The organism is Celeribacter baekdonensis, from assembly GCF_003047105.1.
Taxonomy (GTDB): domain Bacteria; phylum Pseudomonadota; class Alphaproteobacteria; order Rhodobacterales; family Rhodobacteraceae; genus Celeribacter; species Celeribacter baekdonensis_B.
The window spans coordinates 754678-772003 of record NZ_CP028475.1; the positions used below are offsets into that span (position 1 = coordinate 754678).

21 protein-coding genes, 2 tRNA genes and 1 pseudogene are annotated in these 17326 nt (G+C 59.0%); 17 read left to right on the plus strand and 7 right to left on the minus strand.

Going from position 1 to position 17326, the window contains the following annotated elements; translation table 11 throughout:
* Positions 1-14 precede the first annotated feature (14 nt).
* The 4 genes from DA792_RS07140 (at position 15) to DA792_RS07155 (ending at position 2820) form a co-directional block, all read left to right on the plus strand.
* Positions 15-389: a VOC family protein gene (locus DA792_RS07140; RefSeq protein ID WP_107719349.1), complete on the plus strand. Its 375-nt coding sequence runs from the start codon at positions 15-17 to the stop codon at positions 387-389.
* A gap of 71 nt (positions 390-460) precedes the next feature.
* Complete coding sequence (locus DA792_RS07145; protein WP_107719350.1) at positions 461-1165, plus strand: RlmE family RNA methyltransferase; 705 nt, start codon at positions 461-463, stop codon at positions 1163-1165.
* 2 nt (positions 1166-1167) lie between these two features.
* Positions 1168-2250 carry a hypothetical protein gene (locus DA792_RS07150; protein WP_107719351.1) on the plus strand — a complete coding sequence of 361 codons (1083 nt, stop codon included), beginning with the start codon at positions 1168-1170 and terminating at the stop codon, positions 2248-2250.
* An 84-nt stretch (positions 2251-2334) separates the two neighbouring features.
* Positions 2335-2820, plus strand: a complete 486-nt coding sequence (locus tag DA792_RS07155; RefSeq protein ID WP_107719352.1) for an RrF2 family transcriptional regulator — start codon at positions 2335-2337, stop codon at positions 2818-2820.
* A gap of 39 nt (positions 2821-2859) precedes the next feature.
* On the opposite strand, the gene DA792_RS07160 is transcribed toward DA792_RS07155, so the two are convergent.
* Complete coding sequence (locus tag DA792_RS07160; protein ID WP_107719353.1) at positions 2860-4131, minus strand: MFS transporter; 1272 nt, start codon at positions 4129-4131, stop codon at positions 2860-2862.
* Between the two features lie 120 nt (positions 4132-4251).
* A complete protein-coding gene (locus tag DA792_RS07165; protein ID WP_107719354.1) occupies positions 4252-4746 on the minus strand; it encodes a gluconokinase in 495 nt (164 codons plus the stop codon).
* Between the two features lie 453 nt (positions 4747-5199).
* On the opposite strand from DA792_RS07165, the gene atpD reads away from it, so the two are divergent.
* The 9 genes from atpD (at position 5200) to DA792_RS07210 (ending at position 11748) form a co-directional block, all read left to right on the plus strand.
* Entirely contained in the window at positions 5200-6498 is a 1299-nt protein-coding gene (gene atpD / locus DA792_RS07170) for a F0F1 ATP synthase subunit beta (RefSeq protein ID WP_254679465.1), read from the plus strand.
* Complete coding sequence (locus DA792_RS07175; protein ID WP_107719356.1) at positions 6495-6905, plus strand: ATPase; 411 nt, start codon at positions 6495-6497, stop codon at positions 6903-6905. Before atpD ends, DA792_RS07175 begins: the two co-directional genes overlap by 4 nt.
* Positions 6902-7201 carry an AtpZ/AtpI family protein gene (locus tag DA792_RS07180; protein ID WP_107719357.1) on the plus strand — a complete coding sequence of 100 codons (300 nt, stop codon included), beginning with the start codon at positions 6902-6904 and terminating at the stop codon, positions 7199-7201. The genes DA792_RS07175 and DA792_RS07180 overlap by 4 nt, the downstream gene beginning before the upstream one ends.
* The gene (locus DA792_RS07185; protein ID WP_107719358.1) at positions 7198-7512 is read left to right on the plus strand and encodes an ATP synthase subunit I; all 315 of its coding nucleotides are present in this window, start codon (positions 7198-7200) and stop codon (positions 7510-7512) included. The genes DA792_RS07180 and DA792_RS07185 overlap by 4 nt, the downstream gene beginning before the upstream one ends.
* Positions 7509-8228, plus strand: coding sequence for a F0F1 ATP synthase subunit A (locus DA792_RS07190; protein WP_107719359.1), 720 nt, complete (start codon positions 7509-7511; stop codon positions 8226-8228). Before DA792_RS07185 ends, DA792_RS07190 begins: the two co-directional genes overlap by 4 nt.
* Positions 8225-8524, plus strand: a complete 300-nt coding sequence (locus DA792_RS07195) for a F0F1 ATP synthase subunit C (RefSeq protein WP_107719360.1) — start codon at positions 8225-8227, stop codon at positions 8522-8524. Before DA792_RS07190 ends, DA792_RS07195 begins: the two co-directional genes overlap by 4 nt.
* Before the next feature lie 3 nt (positions 8525-8527).
* Positions 8528-9298, plus strand: coding sequence for a F0F1 ATP synthase subunit B family protein (locus DA792_RS07200; protein WP_107719361.1), 771 nt, complete (start codon positions 8528-8530; stop codon positions 9296-9298).
* A gap of 210 nt (positions 9299-9508) precedes the next feature.
* Complete coding sequence (locus DA792_RS07205; RefSeq protein ID WP_254679506.1) at positions 9509-10849, plus strand: F0F1 ATP synthase subunit alpha; 1341 nt, start codon at positions 9509-9511, stop codon at positions 10847-10849.
* Entirely contained in the window at positions 10846-11748 is a 903-nt protein-coding gene (locus DA792_RS07210) for a F0F1 ATP synthase subunit gamma (RefSeq protein ID WP_107719362.1), read from the plus strand. The genes DA792_RS07205 and DA792_RS07210 overlap by 4 nt, the downstream gene beginning before the upstream one ends.
* Before the next feature lie 202 nt (positions 11749-11950).
* Here DA792_RS07210 and DA792_RS23445 read toward each other — a convergent pair.
* Positions 11951-12069 (minus strand): annotated as a pseudogene (locus DA792_RS23445) (IS3 family transposase); the annotation flags it as partial.
* A gap of 38 nt (positions 12070-12107) precedes the next feature.
* Between DA792_RS23445 and DA792_RS07215 the strand changes: the two are divergent.
* On the plus strand, positions 12108-12365 hold the full coding sequence (locus DA792_RS07215) for a hypothetical protein (RefSeq protein WP_217621088.1): 258 nt from the start codon (positions 12108-12110) through the stop codon (positions 12363-12365).
* 111 nt (positions 12366-12476) lie between these two features.
* On the opposite strand, the gene DA792_RS07220 is transcribed toward DA792_RS07215, so the two are convergent.
* The 3 genes from DA792_RS07220 to DA792_RS07230 all read right to left on the minus strand — a co-directional run bounded on the left by DA792_RS07220 (position 12477) and on the right by DA792_RS07230 (position 13960).
* Complete coding sequence (locus DA792_RS07220; RefSeq protein WP_107719364.1) at positions 12477-12755, minus strand: hypothetical protein; 279 nt, start codon at positions 12753-12755, stop codon at positions 12477-12479.
* A 151-nt stretch (positions 12756-12906) separates the two neighbouring features.
* Positions 12907-12981 (minus strand) — tRNA-Asn (locus tag DA792_RS07225).
* Positions 12982-13063: 82 nt separating this feature from the next.
* A complete protein-coding gene (locus DA792_RS07230; protein WP_107719365.1) occupies positions 13064-13960 on the minus strand; it encodes an MBL fold metallo-hydrolase in 897 nt (298 codons plus the stop codon).
* A gap of 46 nt (positions 13961-14006) precedes the next feature.
* Here DA792_RS07230 and DA792_RS07235 point away from each other — a divergent pair, with 46 nt between their 5' ends.
* On the plus strand, positions 14007-15338 hold the full coding sequence (locus DA792_RS07235; RefSeq protein ID WP_107719366.1) for an ATP-binding protein: 1332 nt from the start codon (positions 14007-14009) through the stop codon (positions 15336-15338).
* A gap of 92 nt (positions 15339-15430) precedes the next feature.
* Here the strand turns inward: DA792_RS07235 and DA792_RS07240 are convergent.
* Positions 15431-15507: transfer RNA gene (locus DA792_RS07240), tRNA-Ile, on the minus strand.
* Between the two features lie 144 nt (positions 15508-15651).
* On the opposite strand from DA792_RS07240, the gene purM reads away from it, so the two are divergent.
* Both purM and purN read left to right on the plus strand, forming a co-directional pair.
* Positions 15652-16698: a phosphoribosylformylglycinamidine cyclo-ligase gene (purM, locus tag DA792_RS07245; protein ID WP_009571207.1), complete on the plus strand. Its 1047-nt coding sequence runs from the start codon at positions 15652-15654 to the stop codon at positions 16696-16698.
* Positions 16695-17294, plus strand: coding sequence for a phosphoribosylglycinamide formyltransferase (gene purN, locus DA792_RS07250; RefSeq protein ID WP_107719367.1), 600 nt, complete (start codon positions 16695-16697; stop codon positions 17292-17294). Before purM ends, purN begins: the two co-directional genes overlap by 4 nt.
* Positions 17295-17326 lie beyond the last annotated feature (32 nt).

The following is a 17326-nucleotide window of genomic DNA, read 5'->3' on the forward strand; positions in this document are numbered from 1 at the left end:
CATAGGTGTGTGACATGACGGCAATACTCGGGCGCATCCTCATTTACACGAAGAAGGTCGAAGAGATGGTGGATTTCTACACCGGCCTCTTTGGCTTTGAGGCTCATTGTGAAGAGGGTGACAGGTTGGTTGAGCTGCGTCACCCCGACACAGAGTTCGCGCTGTTGTTGCATCCGGCGTCAAAGGGGCAAAAAGAAGGTCAGGCGCTCATCAAACTCGTGTTTGATGTTCGCGATGTTGCGGGGTTCTGTCGCGAGGCTGAGGCCAAAGGGATCGCCTTTGGCCCGCTCCATCACGCCGACGGCTATGTGTTCGCCAATGCCAAAGACCCGTCCAAAAACTCTGTCTCTGTCTCAAGCCGCGTCTATCGCGACGATGGCGGGGTTTGAGACCGCAACACCCCCTTTCCCCCATGCCCATCCCCCTGCTATAAGGTCCCCGATCAAAGGACCCAAAACACATGACCGAAAAGAAAAGCTCAGGACGCGGTGCGCGCGAACTGCGGGTGAAAGTGAAATCAGCGCGGGGGCGCAAGCTCTCGTCGACGCTTTGGCTTGAGCGCCAACTCAACGACCCCTATGTCAAGCGGGCCCAGGATGAGGGCTACCGCGGGCGGGCGGCATTTAAAATCTTGGAACTGGACGACAAATTCCGCTTTCTCGTGCCCGGCGCGCGGGTGGTTGATTTGGGCTGTGCTCCGGGCGGTTGGTGTCAGGTGGCGGTCAAACGGGTCAACGCTTTGGGCGAGAAATCCGGCAAGAAAATCGGGACTATTCTGGGCGTCGATTTGCAACAGGTCGATCCGATCGCGGGCACCGAAATCCACCAACTTGATTTCATGGAAGACGATGCCGATCAAAAGGTCAAAGAGTGGCTTGGCGGCAATGCCGATGTGGTGATGTCGGACATGGCGGCGGCCTCGTCGGGGCACAAACAGACCGACCACCTGCGCATCATGGCGCTGTGTGAGGCGGCGGCGTATTTTGCCTTTGACGTCTTGGAACCGGGCGGCACCTTTGTCGCGAAAGTGTTGGCCGGCGGTGCGGAGGGCGATTTGCAAAAGCTGCTCAAACAAAAGTTTGAAAAGGTCATGCATGTCAAACCGCCCGCGTCACGGTCGGACAGTTCGGAAAAATTTGTTGTTGCCACTGGGTTTAGGGGCTGATCTTGGAGCGCTGGCTGAGGATTCAAGCGGGGCCTGCGGACCTGGCCTTTGATCCTGAGGTCGGCAATATTCGCCGTTTTTCTCTAAACGGTCACGATATCCTGCACACCGCCCATTGGGTTGGCACGCCCTCGGCGCAGGCCGCAGACAGCGTGATTGACGCCCATTTGGCCGGGGATTTTCTGGCTGCGCCCTTTGGCACGTCTGATCTTGTGGCTGACCCGCCGCATGGCTGGAGCGCCAATTCGCGCTGGCATCTGATCAGCCGCTATCAAGGCGCGGGCTGTGCCGGGATGAAACTGATGTTGGATCACGACATCATGGGCGCGCGGGTGACGAAAGAAATCCGGCTTTGCGAAGACCACCCCGTGCTCTACCAAACCCATGTGATCGAAGGCGGACCACAAGAGGCAACCGCACCGGGTGGTCTGACCTTTGCCCATCACCCGATGATCCGTGTGTCTCCCGGCGATGCCATTGCCACTTCGCCCAAGCGCGCGGCTTTGACGCCCGTTACTCCTTTGGAACCGGCGCATATTTTGGCCTATCCGGGGCGCAGCTCCGATCTGACGCGTTTTCCCGCCGCCAATGGTGGCACGGTGGACCTGACCCAATATCCGCGTGGCAGCGGGCATGAGGATTTCGTCACTTTGGTGGAGGCGGAGGCCGGTGTCGGTTGGACCGCCGTGACCCGTGCGGCGCAAAATGATATTGTCGTGGTGCTCAAAGACAGCGCGGTGATGCCGGTGACAATGCTGTGGATCTCCAATGGCGGGCGCGAGTATGCGCCGTGGGACGGGCGACATGACGGGGTTTTGGGCATCGAAGATGGCTGTACCGCCGGGGCGGAGGGTCATAAAGCGGCGCTTGGCGACAATGCGATTGCCCGCGAAGGCGTGCCGACCGCGCTCACCATCACGCCCAACACGCGCCACACGCTGCGCCATGCCATCGCCGTTCTGCCGCGCCCGGCGGGGTTTGATGGCGTAAAATCGCTGATGATCTGCGAAAATCGGCTTGTTTTGACCGCAATCAACGGGTCTGAGGCCGAAATCCCGTTTGAAAGCGGCTATTTCTCTATTTGAAATATACCTTTCTGATGTAGATCAACGTGGCGCAAAAGCACCGCTTTATAAGCTGCCACAGATCTCACAGGGAGCCCCCCCGCCATGCGGCTGACAATCCGAACCAATCTTGCCATGCGCGTGTTGATGGCCTGTGCCGTGAACTCCGGCCATATGGTGCGCCGCGCCGAGATTGCCAAGGCGGCGAATGCCTCAGAGAACCATTTGGCGCAGGTGGTGCATCTTTTGGCCAATGAGGGCTATATCGACACCACGCGCGGGCGGGCCGGCGGCATTGCTTTGGCACGCAGCCCCGACAGCATCACGATTGGCGACGTGTTTCGCCATTTCGAAGCGGGTGTGCCCTTTGCCGAATGTTTTGCCGGGGCCGACAACACCTGTCCGCTCAGTTCCGTGTGTCGGTTGCGCGTGGCGTTGATGGCGGCACTTGAGGCGTTTTACGGCGTGTTGGACAGTATGACCCTGCAAGATATGGTCGAAGACAACGCCGGGCTTGAGGCGCTGTTGAACCTGCCACACCCGGATATGATGCTGCCGCAGGGGGGCTGCACGATTGCGCCGCAGCTCTAAAGCTCGGATTTATTTTGCCCGGTATGCTTTGGCCCAGACTTATTCCGCTCGGCGTTTGGCCCGCAAATGCGGCTGATCCGGCTCGCGCAGCACCACGGTCAGTCCCGCCGCCAGCACCAAACAAAGCGGCACCACCGACAAAGCCAGAGCGTGATCATTGTCGGTGAAGTCCAAAAGCACCCCCACAAGCGGTTGAAACACCAAAGCCGCCCCAATCCCGATCATATTGACAAAGGCGGTGACGGTGCCGACGGTTGATTGATCCTGGCCCTCTTTGGCCATGGCAAAGGTCAGCATCTGCCCGCCACAAGACAGCCCGCCGAGGAACAACAGGACAGACACGATCCAGAGCTGCGTCAGCGGGAGGAAAATCACCACGCTCCACGCCAGCATCGCCAAGATCGCACAGCCAAACACGATCCATTTGCGATGGCCCAACGCGTCAGACACCGCGCCCCACAGCACCGATCCCAATGCCATCCCCCAAAACACCATCGACACGGCGGTTTCGGCGGCAACGGAGGAGAGGCCGTGATCTGCGGTCAATTCCTCGTTGCCCCAAAGCCCGCCGTAGACGTTGATGGGCATGTAAACCAGAGCGCCAACACAGGCGACCAACCAGACCTGGGGGCTTTTGATCACCTGTTTGAGCGGGCCGATGGGAGAGGGGTGGGTGGCACTGTCCCCCGCAGAGGGCGCATCACGAAAGGCAAAAAGCGCGAGGACAAAAAGCGCCAATCCAAAGACGCCAATGCCAATGAAACTTGGCCGCCAGCCCGCGCTTTGCACCAAAGAGGTGAGCCAAATCACCCCCACCGCCGTGCCCAACATGCCCACCGCATTGACCAGACCTGACAAGAGGGCAAAGCGTTTGGGGGCAAACCAATGGTTGACCACGTAAAGCGCGCCGACAAAGGCGAACGAAGCGCCAAACCCGGTCAAAATCCGCCCCAAAGCCGCGACAAAGGCCGATGGCGCGACCCCGATCAACATCATCCCACCGGCACAAAGCGCAATTGCGGGCACCACAAAGCGGCGCGCGCCATAGCGGTCAAGCAAAAGCCCGACACCGATTTGCATCGGTGCGTAAATCCAAAAGAACAAAGAGGAAAACACCCCAAGCCCGGCGCGTGACAGACCCAAATCGGCACTGATCGTCTCTGTCGCGGTCGAGGGGGAAACGCGGGTGACGAATTCAAACAGAAAAAACACCGCCGCAATGCTCAGCGCAATGATGGCGTGACGAGAGTGTTTTCCGTCCGCAGCGACAAGATTGGGCTTTGAGGTCTTGGACAGTTTGGCGTTTTCCATGGGGTTTGGCCTTTCATTCTTCTCCCCGGTATCTGGGCTTTGCTCCGCTCATGCAAGCCGAAGAGGTTGTCCTGCCGCGCACGCGCTCACGGCGAGAGATGGGGTCGGGGCCTCAACCCGTTAAAGGCCCCTCATTTCAAGAGCCGTAAGAGCGGTGTTCAGCACGGTGTCAAACGGCGCTTTGGCGTCGATCTCAATCACGTCTGGCTCACCTGATGGCGGTTCTAACGTGGCGAACTGGCTGTCGATCAAGGTGGCGGGCATGAAATGATCCGCGCGGGCGCTGACGCGGGTTTGGGCCATGCCTCGGGGCAGGGCAAGGTAGATAAAAACCACGCCCTCCCGCTCACGCAACCGATCCCGATAGGCGCGTTTGAGCGCGGAGCAGGAGACGACGACGCCCGCGTCCTGAGCCATTTCTGCCGCGATCCGGTCCAACCACGGGGCGCGCGTCGTGTCATCCAATGGCCGCCCCGCCGCCATCAGGGCACGGTTTTCGGGCGGGTGAAGATCATCGCCCTCGACAAAGCGTCGCCCAAGCCGCGCCGCAATGGCCCGCCCGAGCGTGGATTTGCCACACCCGCTCACTCCCATAATGACAAGGCTCTGTGCCATGCTGTTCCGCCTGTTCGTTGTTTGTCTCTGTATGGTGTCTCTGTGATCCATCAAAGGCATAGTGATCCATCAAAGGCATAGGCTCCGACAAAGCCGCCCGTGTTTGCAAGACACCATACCCTCTTATATCGGCAAGGCTCGTCCGATCTGAGCGGATTGACCTCACGCGTTTGTGTACTGATCCGTCCTCATATGCTGACGTGGGTCAATGCCATTGTCGTGGTTTTCTGTCAGGCTGCGCCTATTGAACAGGACTCGCTGTCTGGCGTGCTGCGTGCGCGAGGTGGGATTTTAAAAGGGTCAATATACGATGAATGTGACGCCGAAAGAGGCTCAAAGCCAGAGTGATCAACCGGGCAGGGATGCTGCGGATCACAGGCCTCCGGTTGCCCCCGTGCGGGTCACATCGCCGCCATTCGTGGCGGTGTTGTTGATGTCGCCTTTGACGGGGATGTGCCCCATATCCATGATCTGCTCTATGCGGGCGATGTGGCGCTTGAGGTGGCGGCGCTGATCGGCGACGGTTTGGTGCGCGCCATGGCCTTGGCCCCCGTGCGTGGGCTTGGTTTGGGCATGGCGGTGCATAGCACCGGCGGGCCGATCACCGTGCCCGTGGGGGATGAGGTCTTGGGGCGAATGCTGGATGTGTTCGGCGCGCCGATTGACGGACGTCCTGCGCCCAAAGGTGTCGCACAGCGCTCCATCCACCAAGCGCCGCCGAAGCTGAGTGATCGGGTGTTGCAGTCAGAGACGCTTGAGACCGGGATCAAGGCGATTGATCTTTTGTCTCCGATTGAGCGCGGCGGCAAAACCGGACTGTTTGGCGGCGCGGGGGTGGGCAAGACCGTGTTGATCACCGAGTTGATCAACAACACCGTCCAACATCACAAGGGCGTCAGTCTGTTTTGCGGCATTGGCGAACGCTCGCGCGAGGCCGAGGAGCTGTACCGCGACATGGGCGAGGCCGGGGTGCGCGACAAGACGGTGATGCTGTTTGGGCAGATGAACGAAGCCCCCGGCGTGCGATTTTTGATCGGCAACACCGCCCTGACCATGGCGGAATATTTCCGCGACGACAAAGGTCAGGATGTGTTGCTGTTGATCGACAATATTTTCCGATTTGTTCAGGCCGGGTCCGAAGTCTCCGGGCTGATGGGGCGGATGCCGTCGCGGGTGGGGTATCAGCCGACATTGGCGACCGAATTGGCCGGGTTGGAAGAACGGATCACCTCGACCCACAAAGGCTCTATCACCTCGATCCAAGCGGTCTATGTCCCGGCTGACGATTTCACCGATCCGGCGGCGGCGCATATCTTTTCGCATCTCTCGGCCTCGGTGGTGTTGTCGCGTAAACGCGCCAGTGAAGGGCTTTATCCGGCGGTCGATCCGCTCGCCTCGGCCTCGGTGATGTTGACGCCCTCGGTGGTGGGTCAACGCCATTATGACATCGCCCGCGCGGTGCGCCGGACCTTGGCCGACTACGAAGAATTGCGCGACATCATCGCCATGTTGGGCCTCGAAGAACTGTCCTCGGCGGATCGGGCCACCGTCGCGCGCGCGCGTCGGTTGGAGCGGTTTTTGACCCAGCCGTTTTTCACCACCGGCTCTTTCATGGGCACGACGGGCAAATCGGTGCCGATCGCGGACACGTTGGATGGCTGTGAGACCATTCTGGGCCAAAGCCAATTCGATCTGCCTGAAAGTGCCTATTACATGATCGGCGGGTTGCAGGACCTGAAGGGGACGACATGAGCCTTTCGAGTGAGATGAGCGTCACCTTGCGCCTGCCGACCAGGACGCTGTTTGAAGGGCAGGCAACGCGGCTGACGGCGGTGGCGCAAAACGGCGGTTTTGGGATTTTGCCGAACCATATGGATATGGTCACGGCGCTTGTGCCGTCGGTTTTGACGCTGGTTCTGACGGATGGCAGCGAAGTGATTTTTGGCCTCGATGAGGGGCTTTTGGTCAAAAAGGGCCATCACGTCAGTGTCTCCACCCGGCGCGGCGTGGCGGGCGATGATCTTGTCAGCCTGCAAGACCGGGTGCAGGACAGTTTCGTGCAGATGGACGAAGACGAACGCATCGCGCGCGCCGCCCTGTCGCGGCTTGAGGCCAATATGGTGCGCCGTTTTGCCGAGTTGCGAAAGCCACCGCTATGAGCAAATCCCCTGATCCCAAATCAGACCGGTCTGCCCGCGACATTGCGCGTCATGCCCAGCGGATGAAATCGACCCGCGATCATCCCGCCCCAAGCCCGTTGCGTGGCATCAGCACCTTTGGCATGGTCGGTTGGTCGGTTGCCGTGCCCACGGTTGGCGGGGCGTTTTTGGGTCTGTGGCTGGACCGGGTTGCACCACAGACGTTTTCATGGACCATCGCGTTGATTTTGGGCGGTGTGGTTCTTGGCGCATTCATCGCCGGGGCATGGGTCAGCAAAGAAGGAGGCGAGCGATGATGTCAATAGACGCGGTGAGCGTGGATTGGATGGCTTTGCTCATCGGGCTGGTCAGTGGCGCGGTGATGAGTGCGGTGTTTTTCGCAGGTCTGGCCTATGGCATGCGGCGCGCTTTAAAGGCCGCACACCCGGTGTCTGTGCTGATCCTGAGCGCGGCTTTGCGCATGGTGCTTTTGCTTGGCGCGGGCTGGATCGTGGTGGCATGGGGCGGGGTTTGGGCCTTTGCCGGCTTTGCTTTGGCCTTTGTGATCCTGCGATTTCTCGCCATTCGTTTGGACCTGTTCACCCCCGGATCAGGAGCCACATCATGACCCTGTCGCCTGACCAAACCATCCTGTTCGACCTTTGGGGTATCCCTTTGAATGCCACGGTGTTTTTCACTTGGATCGTTATGTTGGTGCTGACTTTGGGCTCTATTTTGATCACCCGAAATCTGCGCCCCGATGTGCCGCCAAATCGCTGGCGGACCACGTTGGAGGTGATCGTTCAGGGCATCGAAAGCCAGATCAAAGAGATCGCTGGGCGTTCGGATCGCCCGTTGCTCTACTATGCCGGGACGCTGTTTTTATTCGTCGCCGTCTCCAACCTGTTGCTGGTCATTCCGGGGTTTGAACCGCCCACTGCGTCGCTGTCCACCACCACTGCGCTGGCGCTCTCGGTGCTCATTGCCGTGCCACTGTTTGGCATCACCAGCCGGGGCCTTGGGGGCTATCTCAAGACCTATCTTGAACCCTCATTCATCATGCTGCCCTTCAATATCATTTCCGAATTTTCGCGCGGCGTCTCTTTGGCCGTGCGCCTCTACGGCAACATCATGAGCGGGGCGGTGATTGCCACGATCCTGCTCGGGGTTGCCCCATTTTTCTTTCCGGTGATCATGGATGTTCTGGGTCTGCTGACGGGCATGATCCAAGCCTATATTTTCGCCATTCTGGCAACGGTTTACATCTCAAGCGCCACAGACTCTTCAACAGCCTCTTCATCCGACCCCGCACATCCTCCCCAGACTGAAAAGGAAACATTATGACTGATCTCGGTCTCATTGCCGCCATCTCGATCTTTACAGCGGGCATCACCGTGTCGTTTGGCGCCATCGGTCCGGCGCTTGGCGAAGGGCGGGCGGCCTCCACTGCGCTTAGCGCCATTGCCCAACAACCTGACGCCGCCTCAACCCTGTCGCGGACCCTGTTTGTCAGCCTTGCGATGATCGAATCCACGGCGATTTATTGTTTCGTCGTGGCGATGATCCTGCTCTTTGCCAACCCGTTTTGGAACGCAGCCGTTGCGGCGGCTCAGACGGCTGCTCCGGGTGTGGGCGGGTAAATCATGTCCATCGACTGGATCACAGTTGCGGCTCAGATCGCCAATTTTCTGGTGTTGATCTGGCTTTTGAAACGGTTTTTATACCGGCCGATTTTGGATGGCATCGACGCGCGCGAGGCCGAGATTAAGGCCCGGATGCAACAGGCCGCTGAGGCCGAAGCCGCCGCCAAAACGACGGAGGCCTCCTATCGCGCCCAGATCGCAGAGATGCAGTCGGCACAATCCGATGTCTCTGAGCGCCTGCGCCAAGAGGCTGAGGCCGAGCGCGACATGCTTTTGGCCGAGGCCCACGCCCGCATCGACCAAGAGCGCAAAGGCTGGCAGGCGCATTTGACAGAAGAGGGGCAAAAATACAGTACCAAATTGTACCGCGCAGGGGCAGGGGCATTGTTGTCTTTGACCCGTAAGGCCCTGATAGATTTGGCAGATGATACATTAGAAGGGCGTATGGCCCACCACCTTGCGAGCCAAATCAAACCGATGGTCCCTGACATCAAACAGGCCTCTGGACCGGCGACAGAGGCGGTTTTTACCAGTCACGCGGCCCTGCCAGAGGCGGCACAAACGGCCCTTGGTACGGCGTTTCAGGCCGATTTTCCAGATGTGACACTGGCATTTCAAACCAATCCAGACCAAGCGCCGGGGCTTGTCCTGCGCATGGGCGGCGCACAAGTGGCGTGGACCGTGGACACGTATTTGGAGGGGTTGGATGCGGTGATGCAGGACCACCTGTCCATGGGGGCCGACCTCAAGGCGCATTCAAATGACGCATGACAGCGATATGCAGGGCGGCGATATGAATGTCCCGAGGATCGACCCCGACCATCTGGTGGAGACGCTGTTGACGCTCAAAGCCCCCAAACCGCATCTCAGCGAGATCGGCAGGGTCACGGAGATTGCCGATGACATCGTGATTGTCACCGGGCTGGAGCGCGCGCTCTCTGATGAGGTGTTGCTGTTTGAGGGGGGGTGCAGGGCATCGTTTTGGACCTTGAACCGGACCGTTTGGGGGTGGTGTTGCTGGGCCCATCTGATCGGATTGCCGTGGGCGATACGGTGCTGCGCTCGCACCGGGTGGTCAGCACGGCCGTGGGTTTTGCGCTGTTGGGGCGGGTGGTCAATGCGCTTGGCGCACCCTTGGACGGTTTGGGGCCGATCAAAGCCCAAGCCCAACATCCGGTCGAAGCGGAAGCGCCGAAAATCCTCAACAGACAGGCGATCAAGCGCCCTTTGGCCACGGGGATCAAAACGATTGACGCCGCTGTGCCCGTGGGGCTGGGGCAGCGCGAATTGATCATCGGGGATCGGCAAACTGGCAAAACCTCTCTGGCGGTGGACGCGATCCTGAACCAAAAAGACAGCGATCTGATCTGTCTTTATTGTGCCATTGGTCAGCGTGGCGATGCGGTGGCCAAAGTCATCGGAGCGCTGCGTGACGGCGGTATGATGCCGCGCACGATTGTGATGTCGGCAGGCGACGAAGACGCCGCAGGTCTGGCCTATGTCGCGCCCTATGCGGCGATGAGCCTGGCGGAATTTTTCGCCGCTCAAGGCCGGGATGTTTTGGTGGTGTTGGACGATCTGACCCACCACGCGCGCTCCTATCGCGAGCTGTCGCTGTTGCTGCGCCGCCCGCCGGGGCGCGAGGCCTTTCCGGGCGATATTTTCTATATCCATGCCCGGCTTTTGGAACGTGCGGGGGAATTCACCGATGAGGCGGGCGGTGGCTCGATAACCGTGCTGCCCGTGGTCGAAACCCAAGCCGAAAACCTCTCCGCCTATATCCCCACCAACCTGATTTCCATCACCGATGGCCAGATTTACCTGTCGCCCAGATTGGTGCGCAAAAACCAATTTCCGGCGGTGGATTTGGGCGTGTCCGTGTCCCGTGTTGGCGGCAAGGCGCAAAGCCAAGCGTTCAGGTCCGTGGCGGGCAACCTGCGGGTGATGCTGTCGCAATTTGAGGAGTTGGAAGACTTTGCCCGCTTTGGCACACGGCTTGATGAGGCGACACGGGCGCGGTTGACACGCGGGGCTGCGGTGCGCGGTGCCTTGCGACAGGCCGAACGTGACCCGATGTCGGCGGTCGAACAGCTCACGGTTTTGGTTGCCGCGATGGAGGGGCAGTTTGACGGGTTGAGCGAGGCGGAGACCATGGCGGTGATGGGGCGGTTGCGCGCCCGCGCCCGTGCCGATCTGAATGATCTGGCCAAACGCATTGCTGAGAACGCGCCGCTCAGTGACGCGGATCGGGCTCGGATGGTCGAACTGGGTCAACAGGTGCAACAGGCGGGCGATGTGACGGGTAAGGGGGGCGCAGGATGACCCAGTCGCTTGAACGCCTGAGCCAACGCAGCGAGAGCATGAAAAGCATTCGCGGCATCGTGCATACGATGAAAACCCTCTCTGTCATCAACGCCGCGCCCTATGACCATGCCGCCCGCGCCATAGAGGCCTATCACGACACGGTTTTGACCGGGTTTCAGGCGTTTTTGCATCACTACCCATTGGACGCGCGGGACACGCCGATTGCGATGCGGGTGCTGATTGTCTTTGGCTCGGATCACGGATTATGCGGCAATTACAACGAGGCTCTGGCGGCTCATGTTGCGCAAGCATTGACCGATTGGCCGGAGGGGCCGCGCACCCTGCTTTGTGTGGGCGCACAGATGCAGGATGCGTTGACGGATCAAGGTTTGGCCCCAAAAGAGACCCTGTTTCCGCCTGCCTCGGTCGACGGGATCGGACGTCTGTCCAATCTGTTGACCCAGCGCCTTGACGACATTCGCCACATGGTTCATCCGGGCGACATCTCTGTGTCTCTGGCCTATTTCACCCGCGAGGACGGGGCCGGGCAAGTGCCAGACATCAAATCCCTTTTGCCGCTCGATCCTGCGCTTTTGCACGACCTGTCCGCGACACCATGGGTCTCGCGCACGCTGCCATCTTTTACAATGCCGGCCGAGGAGATGCTGATGGCGCTGATCCGCGAACATCTGTTTGCCAGCATGTTTCGTGCGGCCGCCGAGGCGCTGGTCACGGAAAACGCCGCGCGGATGTCTTTGATGCAGCAGGCGGAACAGTCGATTGACGACCGGTTAGAGGGGTTGATCGGGCAAATGCGCGCGGTGCGTCAAGATGACATCACCACCGAATTGTTGGATGTGATTGTCGGTTTTGAGGCGCTCAAAACGGGCAAAAAGCGTAAGAAACGCACGGAATGATCGCCACAGCGCATGGGCCTTACATGGGCCTTTCATAGGCCTTTGGGGTCTTGTGTTTCGGAGGCCACTTTGGGCAGCCCCCGAAAAGATCAGATCGCAGACCTTATATTTTGACCCCGGTCAGGCGTTTACTGCGTTGTATACTTCGGTTTCAAAATCCATTCTGGACCTGTTACGCTTTCGTGTCATTCTACGCGCTCGTTTAGGCCACCTTCTGCTCGAATGCGACGAGGCTTTCCAGCTCAGTGCTAAGTGTCGGCGGCGTGGATTGTCGAGGCCGTTTATGTACTCGAAAATCGCCATCTCAGCCTTACGTCGTGTTGCCGTCATTGATTGATATTGGCACGACTGGGCCGTTTGTGCGTGAGGCTCAACGGCACCTAGCTCAATGGGGGCTTGCACCTGTGGCGGCTCTTATGGCGCAGGAAGCGTCAGACAAGCTGGGCGTCCCTGTCACCATTGATGTGATGCGGCCCTTGCAAGCGTTCGATGCGGGTGGCCGTGCGCGGGCCATGGCGCAAATAGTGGAGGCGATGGCGATGGCGAAAGAAGCGGGCGTTGATCTCGATAAAGCGGCGCAGATCGTTAATTTTGCGCCAGAGGGTGGCACGATGTAAATTGAGGATGTGGCGGGGGTTTTTGGCTATGCGGACGGCCTTGATTTCCCCCCGCCACACTCTTTGTCAAAATAGCGCACTCCGACCCCTCGCAGAAATGCGGGGGTTATTTTATTGGATGCGTTGCCTTGATAGTGACGCGCCTGCCATGACTTCTTTTGAGATTTCATCCCATTCACTAGCTTTAGCTAATGAGAATGTAACGGCATCGTTAAGAGCTTGGTCAAGGGTTCCGCAAATAGATTTAATGTCTTCGGCGGATAGGTCATTTGCAGATTCGCTTAGTACCGCTGAAATCACCGAGATACGCGCAAGGCTATCAATTAAGCCTGTATAGGGGGCGCTCTCGATAAAGCGACCATCAAAATCGGCTCTATTAGCATCGCTCATATAACTTTCCTCCAATTGCTAAAAAGTGCAGTGAAGGTAGGCCGAAACGTGGTCTCTGGCAATAACTTCTATCTGTTCCCCCAGTGTTCCCCCAGAGTATTTACGAACCAAAAAGGGCCTAGCTGAAAGTCAGCTAAGCCCTTGAAGTCTTTGGCTCCGGCGGTAGGGATCGAACCTACGACCAATTGATTAACAGTCAACTGCTCTACCGCTGAGCTACGCCGGAACATGTGGCGCTGTATAGCTATGTGATTTGGGCCGTGCAAGGGGGTTTTGTGACAAAATTTGGATTTTTGTGCCGCTTTCTTTTAACGCACTGAAAAGGTCGCGGTTTCAGAGAGTTTTGGCGTGGCTGAAATCCTGTTTTGTTGTTCCAGGTCAATGAGATGAGCCAATGTGTTGCGCGCAGCTATAGGCAGGTGGGAGTGGGGGAGATCTGTGTAGACGGCGCGGGTGAGCGTGGTGAGATCCATTGGGGTATCGGCCAAAGCGCGCAGTATTTGCGCCTCACGCGCGCCGCGGTGGAGCAGCAGGAACTGGATCCGTTCCCTTGGGGCTTTGACCGGTGCGCCGTGACCGGGCAGGAGCTGGGCCGGGGCGTGGGTCATCAGCAATGCACAGCTGTCGCGAAAGGCCGCGGCATCGCCATCGGGCGGGGAAATCAACGACGAAGACCAGCCCATGACCAAATCGCCGGAAAACACTGTGTCACGAAAACCAAAACAGAGGTGATTGCCCATATGTCCGGGAGTGTGCAACGCTTTGATCGCGCCCGCCGGGGTGTCCAGCACGGTGTTATGGGGCACACGCTCGTCGGGAACAAAGCTGTGATCTAAGCCTTCGCCTCCGGCCAAAAGCCCATTGCGGGCCAGCGCGTCCATATGTGCGGCGCGCCCCGCCTGGGCATCGCCAAAGGCAAAAACCGGCGCGCCGGTTTCTTTAGCCAAAGCGCGCGCGCCAGCGCTGTGATCGACATGCGCGTGAGTGACGAGGATATGGCTGAGGCGGGTGCCATGGGGCAGGGCGTTTAAAATCGCTTGGCGGTGGCTGGCGTCATCTGGGCCGGGGTCAATCAAAACGCGGGCGTTTCCTGTGCCCAACACATAGGTATTTGTGCCCCAATAGGTCATCGGCGAGGGGTTCGGCGCCAAAATGCGGATCACGGCGTCGTCAAGCTGGGTCAGGGTGTCTGGGCGCGGGTCCACTCGATTTCTCTTTCCATTGATGCGGCAGCAAGGCTACCAATAGCGCATGTTTTTTACTTGGCTCAAAAAATATATGCCACGCGGGCTTTATGGGCGCGCGGCTCTGATCCTTTTGGTGCCCGTTGTGGTGATCCAACTTGTGGTCATGGTAACCTTTTCGCAACGCTATTTTGAAGACATCACGCGTCAATTGATGCGCGGGGTGGTGGCCGAATTGAACCTTTATGTGGCGGCGGTGGAGGGCATTCCTGAGGCGCAAATCCCGGCAGCCCTTGCAGAACTGGACGCGCGGTTGGAGTTTTCCTCCACCTTCGGTACCACCGAGCCAGTTTCTACCGCGCGGCCTTGGTATGACATCTCCTCAAGGGTTATTGCTGCGGATTTGCGCGCAGGCATTGAGGGGGTCGAGGGCGTGGATGTCTTGACGCAGACCGCTGTGGTGCATCTGTCGATTCTGACCGACAAAGGCCGGCTGGATGTGACCTTGCCGCGTCGCCGTGCCTCGGCCTCAAACCCGCATCAGTTGATGGTCTGGACCCTGTTCACCGGCGTGGCGATGTCTTTGATTGCCGCGATTTTTCTGCGCAACCAATTGCGGCCGATCCGGCAATTGGCGCGCGCCGCCGAAAGCTTTGGTCGCGGTGAAATCCGCCCCTACAGGTTGGCGGGCGCGGTCGAAGTGCGGTCCGCCGGGGCGGCATTTCTCAATATGCGGGCGCGTATTGAACGCCAGATCGAACAACGCACTTTGATGTTGTCCGGCGTGTCACATGACCTGCGCACGCCTTTGACCCGTATCCGGCTTGGTCTGGCGATGCTCGATGTTCCGTCGGATGAGGCCGAGGACATTATTGCCATGCAATCCGATCTGGATGAGATGGAGCGGTTGATTGATGCCTTTTTGGCCTTTGCCCGATCGGACACGTTGGAAGAGCCGGTGCGGCTTGACCTCTGCGCCCTGATTGTTGCCGCAAAAGCCAAGGCCGAACGTGCCGGGGGTCGTGTCAACCTTGGGAAGATGCCTGCAGAGGAGGTGTGGCTCACCGCACGCCCCGAAGCCTTGGCGCGCGCGCTCGACAATCTGGTTTCGAACGCCCTGCGCTATGGCAATCAAACCCAACTCAGCCTACGCCTTTTTGAGCGCGCGGTGGTTCTGTCGGTCGAAGACGACGGACCGGGGATCGAAGAATCGGCCCGCGAACGCGCTTTGCAACCTTTTGTGCGGCTTGACGAAGCCCGCAATCAAAACCGCGGCTCGGGCGTTGGGCTTGGCCTCGCCATTGCGCTCGATGTGGCGCGCCGCCATGGCGGTACGCTTAGACTTGGGGTCAGCGAGACGCTTGGTGGCTTAAAAGTCGACTTGGTTTTGGCGCGCTGACTTGGCACATCACAGCACCAAACCCGCGCCAAAGTCGGGAGAGGGCGTCAAAATGCCCGTCTCTCCAGCAGTTCTTTGATGTGAAAGAGTTTTGGTAGGCCCGGCAGGACTTGAACCCGCAACCAAAGCGTTATGAGCGCTCTGCTCTAACCAATTGAGCTACAGGCCCCTACCAATGCCGTGACTATTGCGGACGCGCGCCGGGGTCAAGAGTGGCTGTGATTGCACGTGCTTTTGCAAGCTCACGCTTTTCTTTATCCCCCATCTGCGTTAAAGCGCGGAGCAAATGATGCCAGTTTGGGGACCAGAGATCATGAGCGACGGCAAAAACGGCCTGACATATGCGGATGCGGGTGTGGATATTGATGCGGGCAATGCGCTTGTGGAGCGGATCAAACCGGCGGCGAAAAAGACGGCGCGTCCGGGGGTGATGTCCGGGCTGGGTGGCTTTGGTGCGCTGTTTGATCTGAAAGCTGCCGGGTATGATGACCCGATCTTGGTCGCCGCCACCGATGGTGTTGGCACCAAGTTGCGCATCGCGATTGACACCGATCACGTCTCCACCGTGGGCATCGACTTGGTGGCCATGTGCGTCAATGATCTGGTCTGTCAGGGCGCGGAACCTTTGTTTTTCCTTGATTATTTTGCAACGGGCAAACTCAAACTCGACAATGCCACTGCCGTGATTGAAGGCATTGCCAAGGGCTGCGAACTCTCTGGCTGTGCGCTCATTGGCGGTGAAACCGCCGAAATGCCGGGCATGTATGAGGATGGCGATTTTGACCTTGCGGGCTTTGCTGTAGGCGCAATGGAGCGTGGCTCCGATTTGCCGGCAGGGGTTCAGGCGGGCGATGTATTGCTGGGGCTTGCCTCCAACGGGGTGCATTCCAATGGCTATTCCTTGGTGCGTAAAACCGTTGAAGTTGCAGGTTTTCGGTGGTCCGACATTGCGCCGTTCTCGGATGAGACCTTGGGCGATGAATTGCTTAAACCGACCCGGCTTTATGTCAAACCCGTGCTCAAAGCGATCCGTGCGGGCGGCGTTCATGCCCTTGCCCATATCACCGGCGGTGGCCTGACCGAAAACCTGCCGCGTGTTTTGCCCGAAGGGTATGGCGCCGACATCAACCTGAATGCTTGGACTTTGAGCCCGGTGTTTGCTTGGCTGACCGAAACGGCGGGCCTGTCGCAGCACGAATTGCTCAAAACCTTCAACGCCGGGATCGGCATGGTCGCCGTGGTGGCCGCCGATCAGGCCGAGGCCCTGAGCGCATTGCTTGAGGCAGAGGGCGAAACGGTCTATCGCCTTGGCGAAATCACCGTGGGCGGCGGCGTGACCTATGAGGGCGAACTTAAGTGAGCGGGACACATAAAAAGGTCGCCATCCTGATTTCGGGTGGCGGCTCCAATATGGTGTCGCTGGCAAATTCCATGGTGGGCGATCATCCGGCGCGGCCCTGTTTGGTGCTCTCCAATGTGCCGGGTGCGGGCGGTCTGAACAAGGCCTCCGACATGGGCATTGCCACTGCCGTTGTCGATCATAAAGACTTTAAGGGGGATCGAGAGGCCTTTGAAGAGGCATTGATTTCCGCGATTGATGCCCACGCACCCGATGTCATTGCTCTGGCCGGGTTCATGCGTATCCTGACGCCGCGCTTCATCACCCATTATGCGGGCAGGATGCTCAACATTCACCCCTCGCTTTTGCCGAAATACAAAGGTCTTCATACCCATCAACGCGCGATTGAAGCGGGTGATGCGGAGGCCGGATGTTCAGTCCACGAAGTCACCGCCGAGTTGGATGGCGGGCCGATTTTGGGACAAGCGCGTGTGCCCATTTTGGCCGATGACAGTGCCGAAACCCTCGCCGCACGCGTGCTGCCGCGCGAACACGCGCTTTATCCCGCCGTCCTTAGACGCTTTGTCGTTGGGGATGTCACCCGTGTCGATCTGTAAGGCCGCTGTTCCCCGCGTTTTGGGCAAAGCAC